Raw genomic sequence first — 21,161 nt, forward strand, 5'->3', positions numbered from 1 at the left:
GTCCCGTCCGCGTCATCCCTCGGTTCAGCCCGCGTCGTCCGACCCGTCCGACCCGCTCGACCCGCCGGGCGCGACCACGGCGTAGCAGTTGCCGCTGGAGACGAACGCCTCGACCGTTCGGAGACCGCTCGCCTCCAAGTCCGCGCGGAACTCCGCGGGGTGGTAGACGTGGTAGAAGCGGTCCACCGTCTCGCCGTCGGGGAGCGTCCAGTCGACGCTGGTGTCGAACCCGGCGTCTCCCTCCCGGGGGTCGAACCGGTCGTGTTCGGTGCTCCACGCGCTGACGAGCGCGCGGCCGCCGGGCGCGAGCGCCCGCGCGAGTTCCGACAGCGACGCCACCCGCCGGTCGCGCCCGCGGAGGTGGTGGAGCGCCGCCACGTACACCCCGACGTCGACCGTCGCGTCGGCCACCGGGAGCGCCGCGGCGTCGCCGCGGACGAACGAGAGCGCGTCGGCGTACCCCCGCTCGCGCGCCCGTCGCCGGGCGACCCCGAGCAGGTCGCGGCTCACATCGACGCCGACCACCCGGTCGACGCGCGCCGCGAGCGGTTCGGCGTGGCGACCGTTGCCACAGCCCACGTCGAGGCCGACCCCGCCCTCGCGCGCGTCGAGAAACGACTCCACCTCGGGCCACGGGTACTCGCGGGTCGCCGAGAACTGTTCGGCGATGCGGTCGTAGGTGGCCGCGAGCGCGCGGGCGTTCGGCGCCGCCTCGCGCGTCTCGCGCTCGTCGCCGGGGGTCACGCGATGAACACGAACGTGAGATACGCCGCCAGGAGCATGAGGACTGCGTGTTTCGCGCCGTCGCTCACCGACCCCTCGCCGAGTTGGCCCGCGACCAGGCCCGAACAGACCGCCTGGATCGCCGAGGCGTGGTAGAACAGCGTCGAGTACGCCGCGGTGTCGACGGAGCCGAGACCGCTGAACGTCCCGCCGGACATCCCCGCCCCCGCGAGACCGCCGCCCGCACCGCCGCTCGCGCCGGCCGCGCTCTGGACCGCGGGGATGAACGACACCGTGAGCGCCGCAATGATGCCGAGAAACACCAGAAAGGAGATGTAGATGACGAGGAGGTACGTCACCATCACCTGTCGGCGCTCCCGGCGGAGCCGCCGGGTGGCGCGCGCCTCGTCGGCGGCTATCTCGAGGACGGGCGCCACGTCGCCGCTGGCGGCCATCGCGTTCGTGATCAGCGCCACCGCCCGCGACATCATCGGCGAGTCGACCCGCGCGTCGAGTCGGTGGAGCGCGGTCGCGGCGTCGGCGCCCCACTCGATATCGCGCCACGTCCGGCGCACCTCGGGGGTGAGCCGGTCGAGGTCCGAGCGGGTCAGCCGCTTCAGGCTCCCGACGACGGTCATCCCCGCGTCGTTGAGGCTCGCCATCCGGTCGAGGAAGTCGGGGACCGCGCGCTCGACCGCCCGGGTCCGCCGCTTGCCCGTCTCGTACACCAGCGCGAACGCGACCAGGACGAACAGCACCGCCTCGACGACCGGCGCGTCGACCGCCCGAACCAGCGGTACCGGCGCGAGCGGGAGCGCGCCCGTCCGGAACAGTACCCACGCGAGACCGAGCGGGACCGTGAGCGGCAGCGTCGCGGCCGGCCGGTTGGACACCGCCGCGAGCGGCCGGTCGGTCCACTCGCGGAGCCACGCCGACCGGCGGTAGAGCGCGAGGCGGCCGCGGCTCGCCGCCCACCGGTCGGTGACGGCGCCGCCGTCGGCGCGCGCGCCGGTGTCGGCAGATGCGGACTCGACGGCGCGCGTCGCCTGCCGCAGCCGCGGGTCGGCGGTCGCCTCGCGGCGGCTGGCGTCGACGTGGTCGCTCGTCATCGAGTCGAGGAAGACGACGAACCCGGCGCTCGCCAGCGGGACGCCGAGGTAGACGACGACCCGGATGAGGTCGAGCGTGTCCTGGAGGACCAGCCCGATGACGACGAGGATGGTGACGAAGAACAGCGGCCCGGCGACCAGCACCGTCACGTACGCCTCTGCGAACGCCTCGAGGAGTTCGAGGTACTGCTCCTGTTGGGCGGCGGCCTCCTCCTGGTAGCGTTCGTACTGCCCGCGGAGGAACTCCGGGAGGCTCCGCCCGCTCCCCAGCACCGAGACGAGATTGTCGCTCAGGTCCGCCATCGACGCCGCGGGCGTCCGTTCCGAGAGGTGTTCGAGCGCGGTGAGCGTGTCGGTCCCGAAGTTGTTCACCTCGCGGACGGCGACGCCGAGTTCGCGCGCCGCCTCGCCGTACACCGTCTCGTTGTCGGTCAGCGTGTCGAGCACCGCCGGGAACGACATCCCCGACCGCGAGAGCGCGTAGAGGAACGCGACCGTCCGGGGGAGCGTCGACTCCACCCGCCCGGCGCGGGCGCTCGCCCGCTGGTCGAGCAGGAACCACCGCAGGTGGTACGTCCCCAGCGCCGCGCCGGCGCCGACGGTCGCGGCCGACAGCGCGAACAGCGGGAACAGTTCGGCCACGCCGAGCGCCGGGAGGCGACCGAGGTTGCCGAGGAACGACAGCGCGGGCGGCACCGCCGCCCGGACCGCCTCGGCGCTCACCCGGAGCAGCGCCAACAGCAGCGCCAGCGCGTAGACGCCGAGGAGGCTCCCCGAGACGCCCGCGACCGCCGCGTACAGCAGCGTCCGCGAGGCGTACGCCCGGTGGGTCGTCCCGACGTGGGCGGCGCGGAGGCGCTCGCGCTGGCGGCGCCGCCGCCGGCTCCGCTCGGCGACGTAGTCGCCGAACGCCGCGAGCGCGACCCGCGTCACCGCCAGCGAGGCGCGCCGGCTCGCGAGCGCCAGCCCGAACGGCGCGAGCAGGGCGGCGACGAACGCCAGCGGGACGAACAGTTCGTACACGGTCACCCCCGCGGGCCGTCGTCGCCTCCGGCGTCTGGAGCGCCGTCGCGAGCGTCGAGTCGTCCCATCGTCCGGTCGGGGTCGGCGTAGTACTCGTTGACGAGCGCGGTGAAGCGCCGGTAGTCGGTGACGCCGCGCTCACACAGCGTCGCCAGGAACCGCTCGCGCCGGCGGAGTTCCCGCCGGAGGTCGGTGCGGCTCCACCCCCGTTCGTCCGCGATGTCGGCGAGCAGGTCGGAGTCGTTCCGCTCGTAGGTGTCGGTGCTCGCCTCCCACGAGAACGCCGACGAGTAGTCGAGTTCGCCGGTCCGGCCGTCGACGCCGCCGATCTCGCCGACCGTCCGCGTGCGGCGGACCCGCTCGCCGTCGAACCGGGTGAGCGTCTGGATCGACAGCACGTCGAGGCTACGGACCATCGCGCGGGGGACGTTGATCGGCTCGTTCTCCAGCCGGTTGATCGCGGTCTCGACCGAGTCGGCGTGCATGGTCGAGAACGTGGTGTGACCCGTGTTCATCGCCTGGAACAGCGTGACCGCCTCCGAGCCGCGCACCTCGCCGACCACGATGTACTCCGGGCGGTGCCGCAGCGCCGACCGGAGCAGGTCGTACATGTCGACGTCGTTGCCCTGGTGGAGCCCCTCGCGCGTCACCGACGAGAGCCAGTTGTCGTGGTACAGCGACAGTTCGCGGGTGTCCTCGATGGTGAGCACCTTCGACCGCGGCGGGACGAACATCGACACCGCGTTCATCGAGGTGGTCTTGCCCGAGGCGGTGCCGCCCGCGAAGATGAGGCTCTTGTTGTGCTCGATACAGAGCCAGAAGTACGCCATCTGCTCGACGGAGAAGGTGCCGTAGTCGACGAGGTCGACCGGCGTGAACGGCTCGTCGGCGTACCGGCGGACGGTGAACGCCGACCCCCGCGGGGTGACCTCCTCGCCGAGCGCGAGTTCCGCGCGCGAGCCGTCCGGCAGCGTCGTCTCGACCATGGGGTCGCCCACGGAGATGTGCCGGCCGGACTGCTGGGCCAGCCGGATGACGTAGCTGTCGAGTTCCTCCTGCCCGAAGCGGACGTTCGTCTCGATGTCGGTGTACTCGTCGTGGTAGACGAAGATGGGGAGGTCGTAGCCGTCACACGACACGTCCTCGATGTGGGGGTCGTGAAACAGCGGGTCCATCCGCCCGTACCGTCGGAAGTCGCGCGCGAGGTAGTACACCAGCGTGTGGAACGTCCGCATGTCCACGTCCGCGCCGTACTGTTCGAGCAGCGCGCGCAGTTCCTCGCGGAGCGTCGCCTCGTCGGCGTGGCCGTCGGCCGACCGGAACAACAGCGGGTCGCGGATGTCGTCGACCACCTGCGCGAACAGCGTCGACGCGAACCCGTCGAGTTCGGGTTCGACCACGTTGTAGCGGTGTTCGCTCGCGCCGTCGTCGTAGGTGACGACGACGTACGCGTACGGCGCGTTCACCCAGTAGCGCTCCACCTCCTCGTGCCCCTCCGCCGGGGTGAACGACGCCAGCGGGCCGTCCTCGTCCGGACGGAACGGCCGCACCGCGACGTCGGTGCCGCGAACCATCTCGACGGCCCGCGACACGCGCCGGCCGAGCGCGCCGAGTCGACCCCCGGTCGTCTCGCTGTCGTCCCGAGATTCCCCCGACATGCGTCAGTCGTCGGGGGTTGCCCGCTCCGGAACTTAAACCCGCGACCCGGAGTATCAGTCGAGAGATCCGGGGTCGGACTCCGACTCCGGCTCGGGGCCGGGGTCGCCGCCGCCGTCGACCCGTTCGGCGCGGAGGAGGACCGCGCCCAAGGCGACGTGGACGACGCAGACGGGGAGCGACAGCCCGGGGAGTCCCGCGCCGAGGAGGGCCCAGGCGACGCCGAAGACGACGCCCGCGAGGGCCAACAGCGCGCCGAGCAGCGGGACCGGGTGGACGGGCCACGACGCCGCGCGCGCCTCCGCCCGGTAGTAGGCGACCGAGACCCCGAGCGCCGCGACCGAGACCGCGGCGCCGACGACCCACGCGAGGTAGGCGGGGGCGACGGCCGTGCCGGCCTGCGCGAGGGACGCCGAGACGGGGTCGGCGACCGCCACCGGGTTCGCCACCGGGAGACCGGCGGCGTACCGCAGTTCGACCAGCGGGAACCGGAGGTAGGTGACCGTCCCGCCGGCCACCGCGGCGTGGTGGACGTTCCACGGGACGAACGCGGCGAGCCACGTCGACACCACCGCCAGTTCGCCCGCGTACTCCGAGCGGACCCAGACCATACGTCCGCGCCGGGCCGCCGCGATATAAAACCGGGCGGCGCGGCCGGCCGGCCCGGGCGACGGCGTCGCGACCCCCGGAACGGGCCGGCCCGCCCCCGAGCGCGCCGGGCGAACCCGCCCGTCGGGTACGGAGACCGCCGGTCGGCGTTACGTTCATACCCGCGTGTACCCAACCCCGGCGTACGGAATGAGGCGCGACTACTTCGAACTGGAGGTGGAGAACCTGGAGTGGGTCGAGGCGGGCGAGGACCCCCGCAAACCCCGCGTGTACATCGACTTCCACGGTCCCGAGGAGGAACTCCGCGAACGACTCGCCGGGAGCCGCGGCGACCTGCTGGCGGCCGAGGAGACGGACGTGGCGTTCCGGCTCCAGGAGTCGGCCGACGACCCCGACGCGACGGGCGTCGTCGGCGTGACCAACCGGCTGACCGGCGACTTCGTGCTCGAACTCAACGAGGACGCCGACGACGTGCTCCGGTTCATCACCGCCGCCCGCGAGTACGGCAAACGCGACGACGGCGACGGCCGGTACCGCGTCGAGATCGACGTCGAGGGCGAACAGCTCGTCGCCTACGAGAAGGAGACGTTCCTGGTGTACGACGCCGAGGGGAACCTCCTGCGTCACGACAGCCTCATCCCCTCCGGCGTCGAACTCTGAGTTGACTCCTCCTCCCGCGCCGCCCGCGCGCCGCCGCCGACCGGGGCGCTGTCGAAACCGCAAGGTCCATCCGGCGGACGCGCCCGTCTCACTGGCGTGAAGAACGTCACCGACCGCACGTCGAACCCGTTCGGGATGCGCCCGGACTGCGACCGGTTCGTCCCCGGCTACGGCGACGCCAACGCCCACTTCCACGTCGTCGGCGACCACCCCGGTGTCCACGGGGGGAGCGAGACCGGCGTCCCGTTCACCGGCACCGCGGCGGCCGACCGCCTCCAGACCGCGCTCGTCCGCGGGGGGCTGCTCTCGTCGACGGGCGACGAGCCGGCCGTCGAGCGCACCTTCCTCTCGTATCTCCACATGTGCGTCCCGGACGGCGCGCCGACCGAGGACGACTACGCCGACATGGAGCGGTTCTTCGACGCCGAACTCCGCGCCATCGCCGCGCACGTCCTCCTCCCCGTCGGCGCGCGCGCGACCGACCACGTCCTCCGGGCGTACACGGCGCAGGCGTGGAAGACCGAGGTCGACATGGAGGCGCTCCACGGCGAGGAGATGCGCGGCTCGGGCTGGCTCGTCATGCCGATCAAGGAGCCCGCCGAGTGGGTCGACGGCGACGACGACCGACTGGTGGAGGCGCTCGAGACGTTGCAGGCCACCGACTACCGCCGCGAGACCGACCTCGGCCGGTTCCTCCCCGGCGAGGACCCCTACCGCGTGCGGTGAGCCGCGGCCGACGCCGGCCGACGCGGTCCCGGCGGTACGGGCGCGGCGCGGACGCGTCGCCCGCCGCCCGCCCTGGGAGACAATATTTGTCGCGGTGCCGTACCACTTTATCCGGGCGTGCACCCGGGTCACACGGCGGTCCTGGTCCGCGTGTGTTTGTCAGACCGTGCGCGAACCCCCGCGGCTCCCGCGGGAGACCGTCCACGTTTCGATGCGGCCGGCCGCGGTTTCGCGGCCGGTTCTCAGCCCCGACCGGAGCCGGAGCGCGACCCGCTCCCCCCGTCGGCCGCCGGGAGTCTGACGGTGACGGTCGTCCCGTCGTCGGTGTCGAACCGGATGTCCCCGTCCGACTCCTCGACCAGCCACGTCACCAGCCAGAGTCCGAACCCCGAGGCGTGTTCGAGCTGCGACTCGCGGTCGCAGGCGAGCGCCCGCCGCTCGGACTCGGGCAGCCCCGGGCCGTCGTCGGTGACGGTCACCTCCGCGCACCCGTCGGCCTGCCTCGCCGTGACGCGCACGTGCGGGTGGTCGCCGTCGTGGTGTTCGATGGCGTTCTCGACGAGGTTGTCGAAGACGGAGTCGAGGAACTCGATGCCGCGGACCGGGAGGCTGTCGGGCGCGTCGAGTTCGACCGTCGCCTCGGGGAAGTCCGCGCGTGCGGCGCTCGCGACGTCGCGGAGGACGCCGCCGAGTTCGACCACGCCGAGCGGTTTCTCGCCGGTGTCGAGGGTCGCCTCCACCTCGCGCACCTTCTCGGTGAGCGTGAGCATCCCCTCGGCGCGCTCGCGGATGCGCTCGACCGGCCTGAGGTCGGCGGCGTCGTCCGCGACCGGGTCGAGGAGTTCGGTGTAGCCGACGACGACGTTGATGTCGTTCCGGAGGTCGTGTCTGAGAACCCGGTTGAGCACGCTCAGCCGGCGCTCGTGCCGGCGGCGCTCGGTCACGTCCCGGAGCGTGACGATCCGGCCGCCGACGAGTCCGCCCCGCGAGAACCGCGAGACGCGCGCGTCGTACACCCGGTCGCCGCCGTCGGTCGACCGGACGTACGCCGGCCGCTCGTGGTCGGCGTCGACGGGCGCGGTCACCACCTCGTGGAGGTCGGGGAGCGCGTCCGCGAGCGGCCGGCCGAGCAGTTCCCGACGGGTCGACCCGGCGACGGCCGCGCCCGCGGGGTTGCAGTCGGTGACGGTTCCGTCCTCGCGCAGGACGAACACGGGGTCGTCCATCCCCTCGACGGCGGCGTCGCGCGCGACGCCCCGCGTGGCGGGTGAGGCGTCGAGCAGCCGGTAGTTGAGACGCATCGCCGCGATCAGCAGCCCCGAGACGACGAACGCCAGCGGCGTCGGGTCGAACCCGGGCGGGAACAGCCCCCCGAGGTAGGTCGCGTTCGCGAGCCACGGCACGGCGACGACGCAGAGCAGCCCCGCCGCCTGCGCGCGGTGGGTGCCGGTGGTCGAGACGACCGTCGCGGCGAACAGGACGCTCCCGACGAGCAACAGCAGGTAGGAGTAGACGGCGTGCAGCCAGAACAGCGGCCCGTAGACGGGCGCGAAGTAGACGCCGGTGGCCGTCGCCTCCAGACGCACCGCGGCCCACATCAGCGGCACGGCGGGCGAGACCCACGTGGCCGCGGCGGTGACGACGAGCGGGGCGGCCACCGCGAGCACCCGCCCGCGGGTCAGCCGCACCTGCCGGCCGTAGGAGGCGGCGAACACCGTCCACAGCACCGGCGTGAGGCCGACGCCGACGTAGGCGACGCGGCTGGCGAGGAGTTTCCCCGCGAGGTCCGCCCGCGCGTACCCCGCCGCGTACGCCCCAGACCAGACGGTCAGCGCGAACAGCAACAGCGCGAGGTACACCCCGCTCTCGTCCTCGCGGTGTCGCCACAGCGCCACCCCGACCGCGCACGCGACTGCCGCGGCCACGGCCATCACGGGCGCGTACGGCGTCCACTGCCACGTCACGGCCGGCCCCCCTGCGGGCGTCGGGCCGGAACCCCCCGACCGCGCCGGGTTCGGTGTGGGGTCCGTCTGCCGACACGGGGGCGGCTCCGACTGGAGGGGGGTCGGGAGGACACGTTCGGAGGAAGTGGGACCGTCCGCGGCATAAACGTACGCCGCGGTGTCGCAGTATCGAGAATCGCGAGCCCAGCCCGGGCAGACCGACCGCGGACCGGCGGCGACCGCAGGCAGACGGGGACGCTCGTGAGGTGCGGCGGCGCGGTCGGGCGGTCAGGCGTCGAGCGACCGGAGGGCGACGCGACCGTTGGCCGCATGCGCGAGCAGGCGCGGCCCGCCGCCGTTCGCGGCGGCCGTGACGCGTCGGCGCTCGCGGGTCACGCCGCGCAGGTCGACGCCGTCGACCGCGAGCGCCCCGTCGACCGACTCGGCCGCCACGTCGAGACCGACCCGGTCGGCCACCGCCACGCGCACCGCGCCGTTCGTCGTCTCGGCCGTCGCCTCGCCCCGCACCGCGCCGACCTCGACATCGACGTCGCCGTTGACCGTGCGCGCGCCGTCGAACCCCGCGGTCGCGGCCGCGGTGGCGTCGCCGTTGACCGCCCGGAGGGTGACGAACCCGTCGACACCCTCGGCGACGGCGTCGCCGTTGGTCGCCTCGACGACGGCGTCGCCGGTCGTCCCGCGGAGGGTCGCGCCGCCCGCGGCGCTCCCGACGCGCGCCACCGCGAGGCCGGCGGGGACGCGGACCGTCAGGTCGACCGCCGCGTCCGAAGCGTCGTCCGTGGTCGCTTCGACCGCCAGCCGGTCGCCGTCGCGACTGGTGGTCACGCGGGTGCGGTCGGCCGCGCGCTCGGAGCGCGCGCGGGCGGTGGCGTCGACGCGGACGCGGTCGACGGCCTCGGACGCCTCGACGGTCGCGTCGCCGTCACCGTTGTCGACGGTCAGCGCCGTCGCGTCGCCGGGATCGACAGCGCTCGTCTCGCGTCGCTCGACCGGCACGTCGCGCCCGCGGTTCGCGCGGCCTGCGAGTCCGACGCCGCCGACCGCCGCGACCGCAGCGAGCAGCGTTCGACGGGTGGAGGAGGGGACCATACCCGACGTGTCGTCGTCGCGACCCTTAACCCCCGCGCGTCGTCCCGCGGCCCCCCTCCCGGCTCGCGTCGTCGCTCCGGTCCGGGTCGCCGAGGGCGACCCGCCGGAGGCGCTCGGTGCCGCCCTCCCGGACCGGGTCGCCGTGGCCGACCGCGAGCACCTCCGGCCCGCCGGGCGAGAGCGCGACCGCGAACCGTCCGACGCTGGCGGCGTTCTCGGCGGTGCTGTACGCCGTGAACCACGACGACGGCGCGAGGTCGCCGTCGCTCTCGGTCACCATGTCGCCGACGAACGCCACGCCGAACGCCCGGTGGACGTACGCGGTGTGTCCGGGGGTGTGTCCCGGCGTCCGGAAGGCGGTGAACCCGCCCACCTCCTCGCGGTCGCCCACCCGGCGGACCGGCAGGTCGGGCGTCGACACGAACAGCCCCCCGACCCGCTGGGAGAGCGCCTTGTGCGGGGTGAGCGGCGGGGTGGCGCTCCCGTCGAGGTAGCTCGCGTCGGGGTCGGCGGCGTACACCGGCGCGTCGAACGGCAGTTCCGCGAGCGTGCCGACGTGGTCGAGGTCGTAGTGGGTGACCAGCACTCGGTCGACGTCGGCGACGGCGTAGCCGGTCCCGGCGCCCTCCAGTTGCGCCTCCAGTTGCTCGGCGTCCCACGGCGTCCCGGCGTCGACGAGTGTCACCTCGCCGTCGTCGACGAGGTAGGCGTTGACGCTGGTCAGCCCGAGGCGGAAAACGTGGTCCGGTGGGATCCCCATACGGAGGGAAGTCGCCCCCCGCGGGATTAACCTTACCCGGCCGGCCTCCGCGTCGTCCCCGGTCGGGGGTGTCCGACGACGGTCCGGCAGGGTCCGCGCGGCCGGCGCGGCCGACGCGGTCCGCGGGCGCCGCCCGGCCCTCGCTGGCGGGCGAACACAACACTCAAACGCCGGAGCGGCCAACGGGCCGGCATGGAACTGCGCGTACTCGAGAAGACCGACACGGAACTCCGTATCGAGGTCGCCGACGAGGACCACACGTTCATGAACGTCCTCAAGGGCGAACTCCTCCAGACGGAGGGGGTCGCCGCCGCGACGTACGACATGAACCCCGAGCAGTCCGGCGGGCAGACCGAACCGATCCTCTCGATCACCACCGAGACGGGGTTCGACCCGCTCGACGCGCTCGAAGAGGCCTCGAACGGCGTCTCCGACCGGATGACGACGCTGTACGACGAACTCGACGCCGGGTTCGCGGGCGCGGCCTGAGTTCGGTCTCTTCCGCCCGTTCGCTTATCGCCCCCGCGTTCGAAGCCCGCCCGTGACCACCTCGACTGACGACGGGAGCGGGGACTCGGGCGTCGACGCCGGCACCGTCGGCAAGTCCCTCGTCGGCTTCCTGATCGCCGGGGTCGTCCTCTACCTGTTCGGCCGGGTCGTCGGCTGGAACGAGATCGCCGAGACGCTGCGGGGTGCGGAGCTACGGTGGCTCGCGCTCGCGTGCGCGTCGACGACGGTCTGTCTCGTCATCTGGTCGAAGGCGTGGGACGTCACGCTCTCGGCCGTCGACGTGGAGATCCCCTTCCGGAGCATCGTCGTCACCTACTACGCCGCGACGTTCGCCGACTACGTCACCCCGTTCGGCAAGGCCGGCGGCGGCCCGTTCGTCGCGTACGTGCTCTCGACGGACGACCGCGCCTCCTTCGAGAACGCGCTCGCGTCGGTCGTCGTCAGCGACACGCTCAACCTCGTCCCCTTCTTCACGTTCGCCGGCGTCGGGTTCGTCGCGCTCGGAGTGACGGGGAACCTCCCGTCGAACGCACGGCTGCTCGTCTACGGGCTGGCCGCGCTGTTGCTCGTCCTCCCGGCGGTCGGCTACCTGCTGTGGACCCGACAGGGGCTGGTCGAGCGGCTGGTCGTGGGCGTGCTCGGTCCCGTCTCGAAGCTGACCGACCGCGTGGACGCTGAGGGCGTCCGCGAGCGGGTCGACGAACTGTACGTCCACCTGAACACGATCGCCGACACGGGCCACGCCGTCGCGCACACGCTGGCGTACGCGTACGTCGGGTGGGTGTTCTTCGCGGTGCCGCTGTACCTCGCGGCGCTGACCGTCGGGGTTGAGATCGACCCGCTGCTCGTGCTGTTCATCGTCCCCGCGAGCACGCTCGCGTCGTTCGTCCCGACGCCGGGGGGTCTCGGCGGCGTCGAGGCGGCGATCACCGGCCTGCTGGTGGCGCTCGCGGGTCTCTCGTTGGGGACGGCGGCGTCGATCGCGCTGCTGTACCGCGTCGCCTCCTACTGGTACGTGGTCGCGGTCGGCGGCGGCGCGGCGCTGGTGCAACTGCGCCGGACCTGACGCTCACCAGTCCTCGCGGTCGTCCTCCTCGGGGTCGTCGAACGGCGGCGGGAGGTCCTCGTGCGACTCCGCGCCGAACGCCCAGCCGAGCCAGTAGCCGACGTGCCAGCCGATCCGGTCGCGGTCGATGTTGTTGACGGTGATCTCGTAGCGGGTGAACTGCTCGAACGCCGGGTCGGCGTCCACGTTGTAGCCGTACCGGCGGCCGACCGAGGTGGCGGTCCCCGTCCGCGTGAACTCGACGACGATGTCGGCCTCCGAGCGGTTGTCGGTGAGCCGGAGGTCGACGCCCGCCGGCAGCGTCGACGACTCGTCGGTCCGGTAGTAGTCGACCGCGCGCTCGACCCCCTCGACGTACTCGAGCCGCTGGGTCTCCATGATGTCGGGGTAGGCCGCGTACACGCGGAGGCTGTCCTTCTTCCACGGGTTCGCGAGCGACGTCGCGTTCGGCGTCGGCAGGCGGACCTTGCGGGTCTCGGCCGCCATGAACGGGTACTCGTCGGCGTCGTCGTGCTCGTAGCCGAGCGTGTGTCCCACCTCGTGTGTGAGCGTCTCGACGGTCGACTCGTTCGTGTAGCCGGTCTCGACTCTGACGGCCGTCGGGTCGGGCGCGGCCGCCCCCCGGGGGACGTAGTCGGCACAGCCCACGTCGCGCTCGCTGTGGATCCCGCTACACCGGACGATGTCGTCGACGAACCGGACCCGCACGTCGGCGTCGGCCGCGTCGGCGTCGTCGACGACCCGGTAGTCGAGTCCGTAGCCGGTCGACTCGTTCTCCCAGAAGGCGAGCGCCCGTTCGACCAGCGGCCGGTAGTCGCGGCCGTCGGTGGCGGGCGCGACCACCGCGACGGTCACCGGGTCCGCGTTCCAGGGGTTCGACGCCGCCGCGGCCGACGCCCGCGCGGGGCCCGGGTCGGGCGTCGGCGTCGGGTCGGGGGTCGCCACGTCGCCGGCGTCGACGGGCGGCGGGGTGGGCGTCGGCGTCCCGCCGGCGCTCGGGCCGACACACCCGGCGAGCCCCCCGAGGACCGCGAGAAGACAGAGGCCGACTGCGATACGCATCTGTCGCGACCGAGCGGCCCGACGCACTTCAAGATGCGCCGCCGATTATCACGATACGATAGCACGCGGCCGGCCGCTCACAGCCGCATCGGGACCCCACGGTCGGCGAGGTAGCGTTTCACCTCGTCGATGCCGTACTCGTCGAAGTGGAAGATGGAGGCGGCGAGCGCGGCGTCAGCGTCCGCGTCGACGAACACCTCCTCCATGTCCTCGGGACCGCCACAGCCCGAGGAGGCGATGACCGGCGTCGACACCGACTCACAGACCGCCCGCGTGAGCGGGATGTCGTAGCCGTCCTTGGTGCCGTCGGCGTCGATGGAGTTGACGAACAGTTCGCCCGCGCCGCGCTCTTCCGCCTCGGTCGCCCACTCGACCACGTCGAGACCGGTCCCCTCGCGGCCCCCCTTGACGGTGCACTCGAACCAACACGACTCGCCGTCCACCTCGACGTACTGTTCGCCCGCCTCGTCGAACCGCCGGCGCGCGTCGACCGAGATGACGATACACTGGCTGCCGAACGCGTCCGCGCCCGCGTCGATCAGCGAGGGTTCGGCGATGGCACCGGAGTTGATCGACACCTTGTCCGCGCCCGCCCGGAGAGTCTCCTTGATGTCCTCGCGGGTCCTGATGCCGCCGCCGACGGTCAGCGGGATGAAACACTCGTCGGCGACGGCCGACACCGTATCGAGCATCGTCTCGCGGCCCTCGGCGCTCGCGGTGATGTCGAGGAAGACGAACTCGTCGGCGCCCGCCTCGTTGTACTTCCGCGCCATCTCGACGGGGTCGCCCGAGTAGCGGAGGTCCTCGAAGTTGACGCCGGTGTACACCGCGGCGTCGCCCTCCTCGTCGAGGTCCACGTCGATACACGGGATGATGCGCTTCGTGAGAGTCACTACCGGACGTACTGTCGAGCGGCGTTTCACCGTTTCGACTGTCGGGGTCGCGCGGGCGAACCACGAGCGATTAAGTGCCGCCGCACCCGACGGGGCGTATGGCCGACCACCACGAACACGAGCAGTTCCGCGAGTTCGACGACGACCGGGTCACCTCACCGATGCAGCCGTACACGTCGGGGCAGATTGGCGTCGGCGTCGCGGTCGCGGTCGTCGGTCTCCTCGTCGTCTTCGGGCTGCCGCTGCTCCTGTTGTAACCGCCCGGAGGCCGCCGGGGGGACCGTCGCGTTCCGACCGGTCGAGGCACCGACGCGCGTCGCGTTCGTCGAACCCACCCGTTCCTCCGTCGTCGCCTCCCCGGCGGCCGTCTCGGCGGGCGGCGCCCCCGGGGTTCCGCTCGTCGGCGCGGGCGACGCGCTCTGGGTGCCCGCGGGCGGCCCGGGACTCGGGGTGGGTCCCGGACCCGAACAGCCCGCGAGCACCAGACAGCAGGCGACCAGGAGGGCGAATCGGCGCACACGGGCCGTTCGACCGGCCGACGGTAACCGTTTGCGCTCCCGGCCGTCGCTCCTCACACTCCCCACCGAACACCGCTCGGACCACTCCTCGGTATGTAGGTGGCCATCATACGGATGTAAATGAAAACAAGAGGAAGCTATACGTAATGCAAATTTCACCGCCGCTAATTGAAAAATATGAGAACTGGGAGCGCGCTTTCTTGTACCGGTACGCCGCTGGCTGGAGTAGAGATGCGAATAGGGCTACTGACGCTGGTGGTGGGGGTCGTGCTAGCCGGGAGCGTCGTCCCGACGGCGGCCGCGGCCGGTGCGGGCGGGACGAACGCGCTCGCACCGGGCGCTGGGGCGGTCGGTACGGCGGACGCGGCCGACGGGATGGCGAACGCCACGGCGGTCGAGTCCGGCGAGGAGGTCACGGGACGGGTGACGCCGGCCGACCGCGCGAACTGGTACGCCGTCGAGGCGGACGCGGGTGACCTGCTCCGCGTCGTCGGCTCCGACGGGATGGGCGAGGTCCGGTTCAGCCTCGTCGGACCGGACGGCGAGGAACTCGACGCGGGCGAGGCGACGGCCAACCGGGCGGCGATCGGAGCCGTCGCCGACACCGACGGGACGCACTACGTCCGCGCGTCGACGCCCGCCGACGGCCTCGGCGGCGCGTACGACTTCACCGTCGCGGTCGGGACCGACGACGCGACCGAACCCGACGACGACGCCGGGAGCGCGCCGGCGGTCGACGACGGCGACCGGGTGGAGGCGACGCTCGCGGAGGGCGACGAGGACTGGTACGCCGTCGAGGCCGACGCGGGCGACCTGCTCACCGCGGCCGCCGTCCGGACCGACGGCGGCGGCACCGACGTGGGACAGGGGTTCCGCCTCGACGTCGTCGCGCCCGACGGCGAGCGGGTCGGTCTCGTCGACGACGCGGACGACGCGTTCAACCGGCGGACCTCCGGGGTCGACGTCGGCGACGACAGCGCCGACACCGCCTTCCAGCGTGCTGTCGCCGACACCGACGGGACGTACTACGTCCGCGTCGTCCCGGTCGCCGACGACGGCGGCACCGTCGAGGGGTTCGTCGACTACGAACTCGTCGCGCACGCCCGGACGCCGACGCCGCTCGCGGCGAACGAGTCGGTCGACGCCTCGTTCGCCGCGTCGACGGACGCACACGGCGCGTACACGTTCGACGCGAACGCGAGCGAGACGCTCCGCGTCACGGCCGAGTCCGCCGAAAGCGGGGTCGTCGTGAGCGTCCTCGCGCCCGACGGGTCGTCCGTCGCGCGGGCGTCGGTCTCGGGGACGGCGACGTTCGACACCAGCCTCGGGACCGACGGTCCCGCCTACGTGGTGACGCGGCCGTCGGCCGGCGCGCTGGGAGCGCGGACTGGGTACACCCTCTCGGTCGACGCCCCCGACCGGCCGAGCGAGGACGAGGAGACGACGCCCGACGACGGCGGCAACGCGACCGCGACCCCGACGGGTGACGCCGACGGCACGGCGACCCCGACCGGCGACGGCACGGCGACGCCGGACAACGACGCCAACGGTACGGCGACCCCGAGCGACGGCGACGAGACGACGCCCGACGACGGCAACGGCACGGCGACACCGACCGACGACGGCGACGCGACCGCGACTCCGGACGGGGACGACGGAACCGCGACGCCGACCGGCGGGGCGAACGGGACGGACGACGGTAACGCGACGGCGACGCCCGCCGCGGGCGGCGACGGCGCCGCGGCCGGCGGGTCGAGCGGGTCGGACGACGACGACGGGGGCGACTCCGACGACTCCGACGCCTCGTACACCAAGCGTCCCGACGACGCGGGGACGGCGACGGCCACGCCGACGGCGACCGCCACCGCGACGGCGACGGCCACCCGTACCCCGACCGCCACCGCGACGGCGACGCCCGACGCGGACGAACGCGCGGGCGGCGCGGCCGCCCAGCAGGGCAGCGTGGCGGCCGACGGGCTGCGCGGCGCGACCGGCGCGAGCGGTAACGGACTCGGCCCCCTCTTGGCGGTCGTCACGCTCGTCGTCGGGTCGGTGGCGCTCATGGTGCGGCGGTAGACCGAACGGGCCGGAGCGAGCGGAAGCGGACGCGGACCCGCGCCGACTCCGACGGCACTCTTCTCTCACCCCCTCTCCCGACGGTCCGAGAACGGACCCGTGAGCGACCGGAGACGGCGGGCTACGCGGACTACCCTCGGGTGGAGGTGGCGTCGACGACTGGACTCGAAGCGGGTAAGTGGGACGCGGCGCTCAGGCGAGTTCGCGCTCGATGACCGCGCGGCGCTCGCGGACCGCGTCGGCGTCGTACGCGAGTTCGGCGTCGCCGACCGACAGCGACAGCGTCCCGTCGGTCGTCGCCTCGCCGAGCGTCTCGACGGGGGCGACGCCGTCGAACGCGTCGCGGACCGCGTCCGGGTCGGTCGTCTCCACGACCGCCCGGCCGGGCGTCTCGTCGAACAGTTCGAGCGAGCCGTCGACGGCCACGTCCGCGCCGGCGTCGTCGCTCACGCCCTCCGCGAGCGTCACCGCGAGCCCGCCGTGGCTCACGTCGTGGACCGCGAGCGTCGACTCCAGCCCCGCCACGCCCGCGAGCGACGCGACGACCGTCTTCGGGTCCCGGGGGAGGTCGGGGAAGCGGTCGCTCCCGCCCGCGTGCGCGAGGTACGCCGACCCGCCGAGCGCGCCGCCCGGTTCGCCGACGTGCAGCAGCGTCCCCTCGCCCGCGAACGCGGTCGGGGGCGCGTCGTACCCCCGGCCGTCCGCGGCGTCGCGGGTGCCGACCATCGCCAGCGTCGGCGTCGGCGGCACCGGCCCGGCCGCCGAGTCGTTGTACAGCGAGACGTTCCCGCCGACGACCGGCACGTCCAGCGCCGAACACGCGTCGGCCAGCCCGTCGACCGCCGCCGCGAACGCGCCGTACACCTCGGGCTTCTCGGGGTTGCCGCCGTTGAGACAGTCGACCGCCGCCAGCGGCGTCGCGCCGACCGACGCGAGGTTGGTCGCGTTCTCCACGGCGACGGCGCGCGCACCCTCGTACGGCGCGGCCGCGGTCCACCGCGGCTCCGCGCCCGCCGACAGCGCCAGCCCCGTCTCGGCCTCCCTGACGGCGAGCAGGGCGGCGTCGTCGCCCGGCCGGACCGCGGTGCGCGCGCCCACCTCGTGGTCGTACTGGCGGTACACCCACCGCTTGCTCGCGGTGTTCGGGTCGCCGACGACCGCCTCGAACGCCTCCGCCACCCGCGCGTCGGGCAGGTCCCGCTCCGGTTGGACGGGGTCGACCCGTTCGAGGTCGTTCGTCGGTGCGCCGTCCGCGAGGTACGCCGCGGGGGCGTCGACCACCGTCTCGCGGTCGCCGTCGTCGCCCTCGAACGTACAGACGTAGTTGCCGTCGGTCACCTCGCCGATGACCGAACAGCCGAGGTCGAACCGGTCGGCGAGTTCGGCGACCCGCTCGGCGTCCTCGGGGCGGACCTCGTACACCATCCGCTCTTGGGACTCCGCGAGGAGTATCTCCGTCGCGTTCATCCCGGGTTCGCGCTGGTGGACCGCGTTCAGGTCGATCTGCGCGCCCAACCCCCCCTTGGCGACGAGTTCACACGACGCGCCGCCCAGCCCCGCCGCGCCCAGGTCGCGGGCGGAGACGACGAGCGACTCGTCGACCAGCGCCTCGTTGCACTCGATCAGTCGCTTCTCGGCGTACGGGTCGCCGACCTGGACCGCGGGGCGGTCCTCGGTCTCGGCGTCCTCGCTGAGGTCCTCGCTGGCGAACGACGCGCCGCCCAGGCCGTCCCTGCCCGTGGCGTTCCCGACCAAGACGAGTTCGTTCCCCGGCTCCGCCGCGACGGCGGTCACCATGCGGTCTTCGGTCGTGAGACCGACGCAGGCGACGTTGACCAGCGGGTTCCCCTCGTAGCCGTCGTGGAAGGCGACCGACCCGCCGACGGTGGGGACGCCGATGGCGTTACCGTAGTGGCTGATCCCCTCGACGACCCCCTCGAACAGGTAACGCGAGTGCTCGCGGTCGAAGTCGCCGAAGTACAGCGAGTCGGTCAGCCCGACGGGGTACGCGCCCATGCTCATCGTGTCGCGGACGATGCCACCGACGCCCGTCGCCGCGCCGTCGAACGGGTCGACGTACGAGGGGTGGTTGTGGCTCTCGACGCCGAGCGTGACGTACGTGTCGTCGTCGAGGGCGACCACCGCGGCGTCGTCGCCCGGGCCGACGACGACGTCGTCGGACTCCGAGTCGAACGCCGACAGCAGCGGGCGCGACGAGCGGTACGCGCAGTGTTCGCTCCAGAGGTTCTCGAACAGGGCGGTCTCGGTCCGCGTGGGGTCGCGGCCGAGTTCCCCGACGACGAGTTCCCGGTCCGCGTCGGCGAGTGGCATTCACGTTCACGGTGGAATCGGTCGATGAAAGGGCTTTCTATGCGCACGTTCGTGCATCCGATCCGGTCGGTGACGGGGGACGGGCGCGAGCGGGGGAGCGCGAGCGGGGAGCGACGGGCGACGGGTTCCGGCGGCCGCGCGGCCGACCGGCCTACCGCCCGAGGAACCGCTCGGGGAGGTACGGCCGGACGGGCGCGGGCAGCGACGCGGCGACCCGTTCGGCGAGCGTCGCCAGCGGCCGGCGGAGGACGACGTAGCCCGCCGACACCGCCACCAGCGCGAGCACCCCGCGGCGGACCAGCGGCGCCTCCGCGAGCAGGTACGTCGGCGCCGCCGCCGCCGTCGCCACGAGGAGGTCCTCGGGGGCGCCGTCGTAGCGCACCCACCGCCGCGGGGCGACCCACCGGCCGCGGAAGTGGTCGTACACCGCCCGGTCGGACGACCCCTCCCACGGCCGGAGTTCGAGACCGCCGCCGAGCGCGTCCATCGCGGAGTGGCACGCCGCCGCGAGCAGGAACACCGCGACGGCGGCCGCCAGCGGCGCCGCCGCGACGACCGCCACCCCGGCCGCCGCCGAGGCGGCGAGCCAGTAGTAGACGGGGAAGTGGAGCGTGCGCCGGTGGCCGGCGTAGAGGTCGAGGTCGGGGAAGAGGCCGCCGGCCGCGCCCGCGGGGAGGGCGACCGGGGCGAGTTCGGGCGCGGCGACCGAGACGGCCGCTCCGAGCGTTCCCCCCACCAACGCGTGCGTCGTGGCCATCATTGCGGAACTGGACGCGGGTACGCCGCGGGAGTACTTATCCCTCTCGCCGGTTCTCCGCGTCCGGGACGTACACCGACGGGCCGCGACCCCGGCCGGCGCGGGTCGCGACGGCGGAACGGTCCCGTTCCACCCGACACACCTTCGGTCCCCCTCTCCGTACGCCGCGCCATGGGGCGACTCCCGTCGCTGGGTCCGACCGCGCGCCGACGGCTCTCACGGCTCCTCCAGGCCGCGCTGGCCGTCATGTTCGTCGTCGGCGTGGCGACGGCGTACGTCGCGCTCGCGGTCAACGCGGTGCTCGCGCTCGCGGTGACGTTCGTCCCGAACCTCCTCCGGCGCGACGTGAACGTCGCGCTCGGCCCGGGCGTCACGCTCGCGGTGGCCGTCGCCGCGTTCCTCCACGTCGTCGGGATGGCCGGTCCCTACGAGCACGTCTGGTGGTGGGACCACATGACTCACGCGCTGTCGGCGACGATGGTCGCCGCCGCCGCCTGGGTCGCGGTGCACGCGCTCAACGAGTTCTCCGAGGAGGTGTACATCCCGGAGCCGTTCCTCTCGGTGTGGGTGCTGCTGTTCACGCTCGCGGCGGGCGTCGGCTGGGAACTCGCGGAGTTCGCCGCGCGCGCGCTGAGCGGGTGGGCGGGCGTCGAACCCATCCTGGTCCAGTACAGCGTCGACGACACCCTGTTCGACCTCGTGTTCGACGCCGTCGGGGCGGTCGTCGTCTCCGTCGCCGGCGGGCGACGGCTCCGCCCGCTGGTCGACCGAGTGGTGGAGACGCTCACCCGCCGGCGCGACCGGCTCTGAGCGACGGCCGGCCGCCGGCTGGCGCACACGCACGGCGTCACGCTCGGCGGCCCGTCCGCGCGGGTCGGCGGACGCGACGGACCGCGCCGCTTTTCTACCACCCCGCGATACTTCACGCCGTGTTATCGGTCGAACTGCACAGCCACTCCGAACTGTCGCACGACGGCCGCGACCCGGTCGACCTGCTGCTCGAACAGGCGGCGGGCGTCGGGCTCGACGCGCTCGCGGTGACCGACCACGACCAACTCGACGCCAGTGTCGACGCCGCCGCGCGCGCAGACGACTACGGGCTGGTCGGCATCCCCGCCATGGAGGTGACCAGCGCCGCCGGCCACGTGCTCGCGTTCGGCATCGACGAACCCGTCGACCCCGGCCAGTCGTACGACGACACGCTGGCGGCGATACGGGCGGCGGGCGGCATCGCGGTGATCCCACACCCGTTCCAGAAGTCCCGTCACGGCGTCGCACCGCACGTCTCCGACGAGCAGTTGGCCGGCGCCGACGCCATCGAGGTGTACAACTCCCGGCTGCTGACGGGGCGGTCGAACCGGCAGGCCCGGGAGTTCGCGCTCGCACACGACGTCCCGATGACCGCGGGCAGTGACGCCCACATCGCCGAGATGGTCGGGCAGGCCGTCACCGAGGTGGGCGCGACAGAGCGGTCGGTCGACGCCATCCTCGACGCCATCAGGGACGGCCGGACCAGCGTCGTCGGCCAGCGCACACCGTGGCACGTCTCCTTCCGGCAGGCCGCCGGCGGGGCCAAACGCCGCGTGCAGCGACGCCTGTCGGAGCTGATCTGAGGGCCGCCGCGCGTGA

General features: G+C 73.3%; 19 protein-coding genes. 8 read left to right on the forward strand and 11 right to left on the reverse strand.

The annotated features are described in order from the left end of the window. Nucleotides 1-24: 24 nt before the first annotated feature. The 4 genes from K933_RS02890 to K933_RS02905 are packed head-to-tail and all read right to left on the reverse strand — an operon-like array spanning nucleotide 25 to nucleotide 5,122. A complete protein-coding gene (locus K933_RS02890) occupies nucleotides 25-744 on the reverse strand; it encodes a class I SAM-dependent methyltransferase (RefSeq protein WP_023393181.1) in 720 nt (239 codons plus the stop codon). Further along, on the reverse strand, nucleotides 741-2,861 hold the full coding sequence (locus tag K933_RS02895) for a type II secretion system F family protein (RefSeq protein WP_023393182.1): 2,121 nt from the start codon (nucleotides 2,859-2,861) through the stop codon (nucleotides 741-743). The genes K933_RS02890 and K933_RS02895 overlap by 4 nt, the downstream gene beginning before the upstream one ends. Next, nucleotides 2,858-4,513, reverse strand: coding sequence for a type II/IV secretion system ATPase subunit (locus tag K933_RS02900; RefSeq protein WP_023393183.1), 1,656 nt, complete (start codon nucleotides 4,511-4,513; stop codon nucleotides 2,858-2,860). The genes K933_RS02895 and K933_RS02900 overlap by 4 nt, the downstream gene beginning before the upstream one ends. Before the next feature lie 54 nt (nucleotides 4,514-4,567). Beyond that, nucleotides 4,568-5,122: a DUF7549 family protein gene (locus K933_RS02905; protein ID WP_023393184.1), complete on the reverse strand. Its 555-nt coding sequence runs from the start codon at nucleotides 5,120-5,122 to the stop codon at nucleotides 4,568-4,570. A gap of 187 nt (nucleotides 5,123-5,309) precedes the next feature. Here K933_RS02905 and K933_RS02910 point away from each other — a divergent pair, with 187 nt between their 5' ends. Beyond that, on the forward strand, nucleotides 5,310-5,780 hold the full coding sequence (locus K933_RS02910; RefSeq protein WP_023393185.1) for a DUF5793 family protein: 471 nt from the start codon (nucleotides 5,310-5,312) through the stop codon (nucleotides 5,778-5,780). Between the two features lie 96 nt (nucleotides 5,781-5,876). Beyond that, complete coding sequence (locus K933_RS02915; RefSeq protein WP_023393186.1) at nucleotides 5,877-6,506, forward strand: uracil-DNA glycosylase family protein; 630 nt, start codon at nucleotides 5,877-5,879, stop codon at nucleotides 6,504-6,506. A gap of 242 nt (nucleotides 6,507-6,748) precedes the next feature. Here the strand turns inward: K933_RS02915 and K933_RS02920 are convergent, their stop codons facing one another. The 3 genes from K933_RS02920 to K933_RS02930 all read right to left on the reverse strand — a co-directional run bounded on the left by K933_RS02920 (nucleotide 6,749) and on the right by K933_RS02930 (nucleotide 10,319). Then, entirely contained in the window at nucleotides 6,749-8,470 is a 1,722-nt protein-coding gene (locus K933_RS02920; protein ID WP_152529739.1) for a histidine kinase N-terminal 7TM domain-containing protein, read from the reverse strand. Between the two features lie 267 nt (nucleotides 8,471-8,737). Then, nucleotides 8,738-9,559 carry a hypothetical protein gene (locus K933_RS02925; RefSeq protein ID WP_023393188.1) on the reverse strand — a complete coding sequence of 274 codons (822 nt, stop codon included), beginning with the start codon at nucleotides 9,557-9,559 and terminating at the stop codon, nucleotides 8,738-8,740. Between the two features lie 25 nt (nucleotides 9,560-9,584). Then, nucleotides 9,585-10,319: an MBL fold metallo-hydrolase gene (locus K933_RS02930; RefSeq protein ID WP_023393189.1), complete on the reverse strand. Its 735-nt coding sequence runs from the start codon at nucleotides 10,317-10,319 to the stop codon at nucleotides 9,585-9,587. Nucleotides 10,320-10,511: 192 nt separating this feature from the next. Here K933_RS02930 and K933_RS02935 point away from each other — a divergent pair, with 192 nt between their 5' ends. Beyond that, entirely contained in the window at nucleotides 10,512-10,808 is a 297-nt protein-coding gene (locus tag K933_RS02935) for a DNA-directed RNA polymerase subunit L (protein WP_023393190.1), read from the forward strand. A 52-nt stretch (nucleotides 10,809-10,860) separates the two neighbouring features. After that, a complete protein-coding gene (locus tag K933_RS02940) occupies nucleotides 10,861-11,895 on the forward strand; it encodes a lysylphosphatidylglycerol synthase transmembrane domain-containing protein (protein WP_023393191.1) in 1,035 nt (344 codons plus the stop codon). A 3-nt stretch (nucleotides 11,896-11,898) separates the two neighbouring features. On the opposite strand, the gene K933_RS02945 is transcribed toward K933_RS02940, so the two are convergent. Both K933_RS02945 and hisF read right to left on the reverse strand, forming a co-directional pair. Beyond that, nucleotides 11,899-12,957, reverse strand: a complete 1,059-nt coding sequence (locus K933_RS02945) for a matrixin (protein WP_023393192.1) — start codon at nucleotides 12,955-12,957, stop codon at nucleotides 11,899-11,901. Between the two features lie 77 nt (nucleotides 12,958-13,034). Next, on the reverse strand, nucleotides 13,035-13,850 hold the full coding sequence (hisF, locus tag K933_RS02950; protein WP_023393193.1) for an imidazole glycerol phosphate synthase subunit HisF: 816 nt from the start codon (nucleotides 13,848-13,850) through the stop codon (nucleotides 13,035-13,037). Nucleotides 13,851-13,948: 98 nt separating this feature from the next. Here hisF and K933_RS18560 point away from each other — a divergent pair, with 98 nt between their 5' ends. Together K933_RS18560 and K933_RS02955 are read left to right on the forward strand one after the other, a co-directional pair. After that, nucleotides 13,949-14,107: a DUF7550 family protein gene (locus tag K933_RS18560; RefSeq protein WP_023393194.1), complete on the forward strand. Its 159-nt coding sequence runs from the start codon at nucleotides 13,949-13,951 to the stop codon at nucleotides 14,105-14,107. 492 nt (nucleotides 14,108-14,599) lie between these two features. Then, nucleotides 14,600-16,444 (forward strand): hypothetical protein, encoded by a 1,845-nt coding sequence (locus tag K933_RS02955; protein WP_023393195.1) that lies wholly within the window; start codon nucleotides 14,600-14,602, stop codon nucleotides 16,442-16,444. Nucleotides 16,445-16,636: 192 nt separating this feature from the next. On the opposite strand, the gene purL is transcribed toward K933_RS02955, so the two are convergent. Both purL and K933_RS02965 read right to left on the reverse strand, forming a co-directional pair. Beyond that, the gene (purL, locus tag K933_RS02960) at nucleotides 16,637-18,775 is read right to left on the reverse strand and encodes a phosphoribosylformylglycinamidine synthase subunit PurL (protein WP_023393196.1); all 2,139 of its coding nucleotides are present in this window, start codon (nucleotides 18,773-18,775) and stop codon (nucleotides 16,637-16,639) included. A gap of 151 nt (nucleotides 18,776-18,926) precedes the next feature. Beyond that, the gene (locus K933_RS02965; protein WP_023393197.1) at nucleotides 18,927-19,535 is read right to left on the reverse strand and encodes a hypothetical protein; all 609 of its coding nucleotides are present in this window, start codon (nucleotides 19,533-19,535) and stop codon (nucleotides 18,927-18,929) included. Between the two features lie 168 nt (nucleotides 19,536-19,703). On the opposite strand from K933_RS02965, the gene K933_RS02970 reads away from it, so the two are divergent. Then, entirely contained in the window at nucleotides 19,704-20,342 is a 639-nt protein-coding gene (locus K933_RS02970; RefSeq protein WP_023393198.1) for a hypothetical protein, read from the forward strand. A gap of 119 nt (nucleotides 20,343-20,461) precedes the next feature. Then, on the forward strand, nucleotides 20,462-21,145 hold the full coding sequence (locus tag K933_RS02975) for a PHP domain-containing protein (protein ID WP_023393199.1): 684 nt from the start codon (nucleotides 20,462-20,464) through the stop codon (nucleotides 21,143-21,145). The last annotated feature ends 16 nt before the right edge of the window (nucleotides 21,146-21,161 follow it).

This window comes from Candidatus Halobonum tyrrellensis G22 (genome assembly GCF_000495475.1).
Classification (GTDB): Archaea; Halobacteriota; Halobacteria; order Halobacteriales; family Haloferacaceae; genus Halobonum; species Halobonum tyrrellense.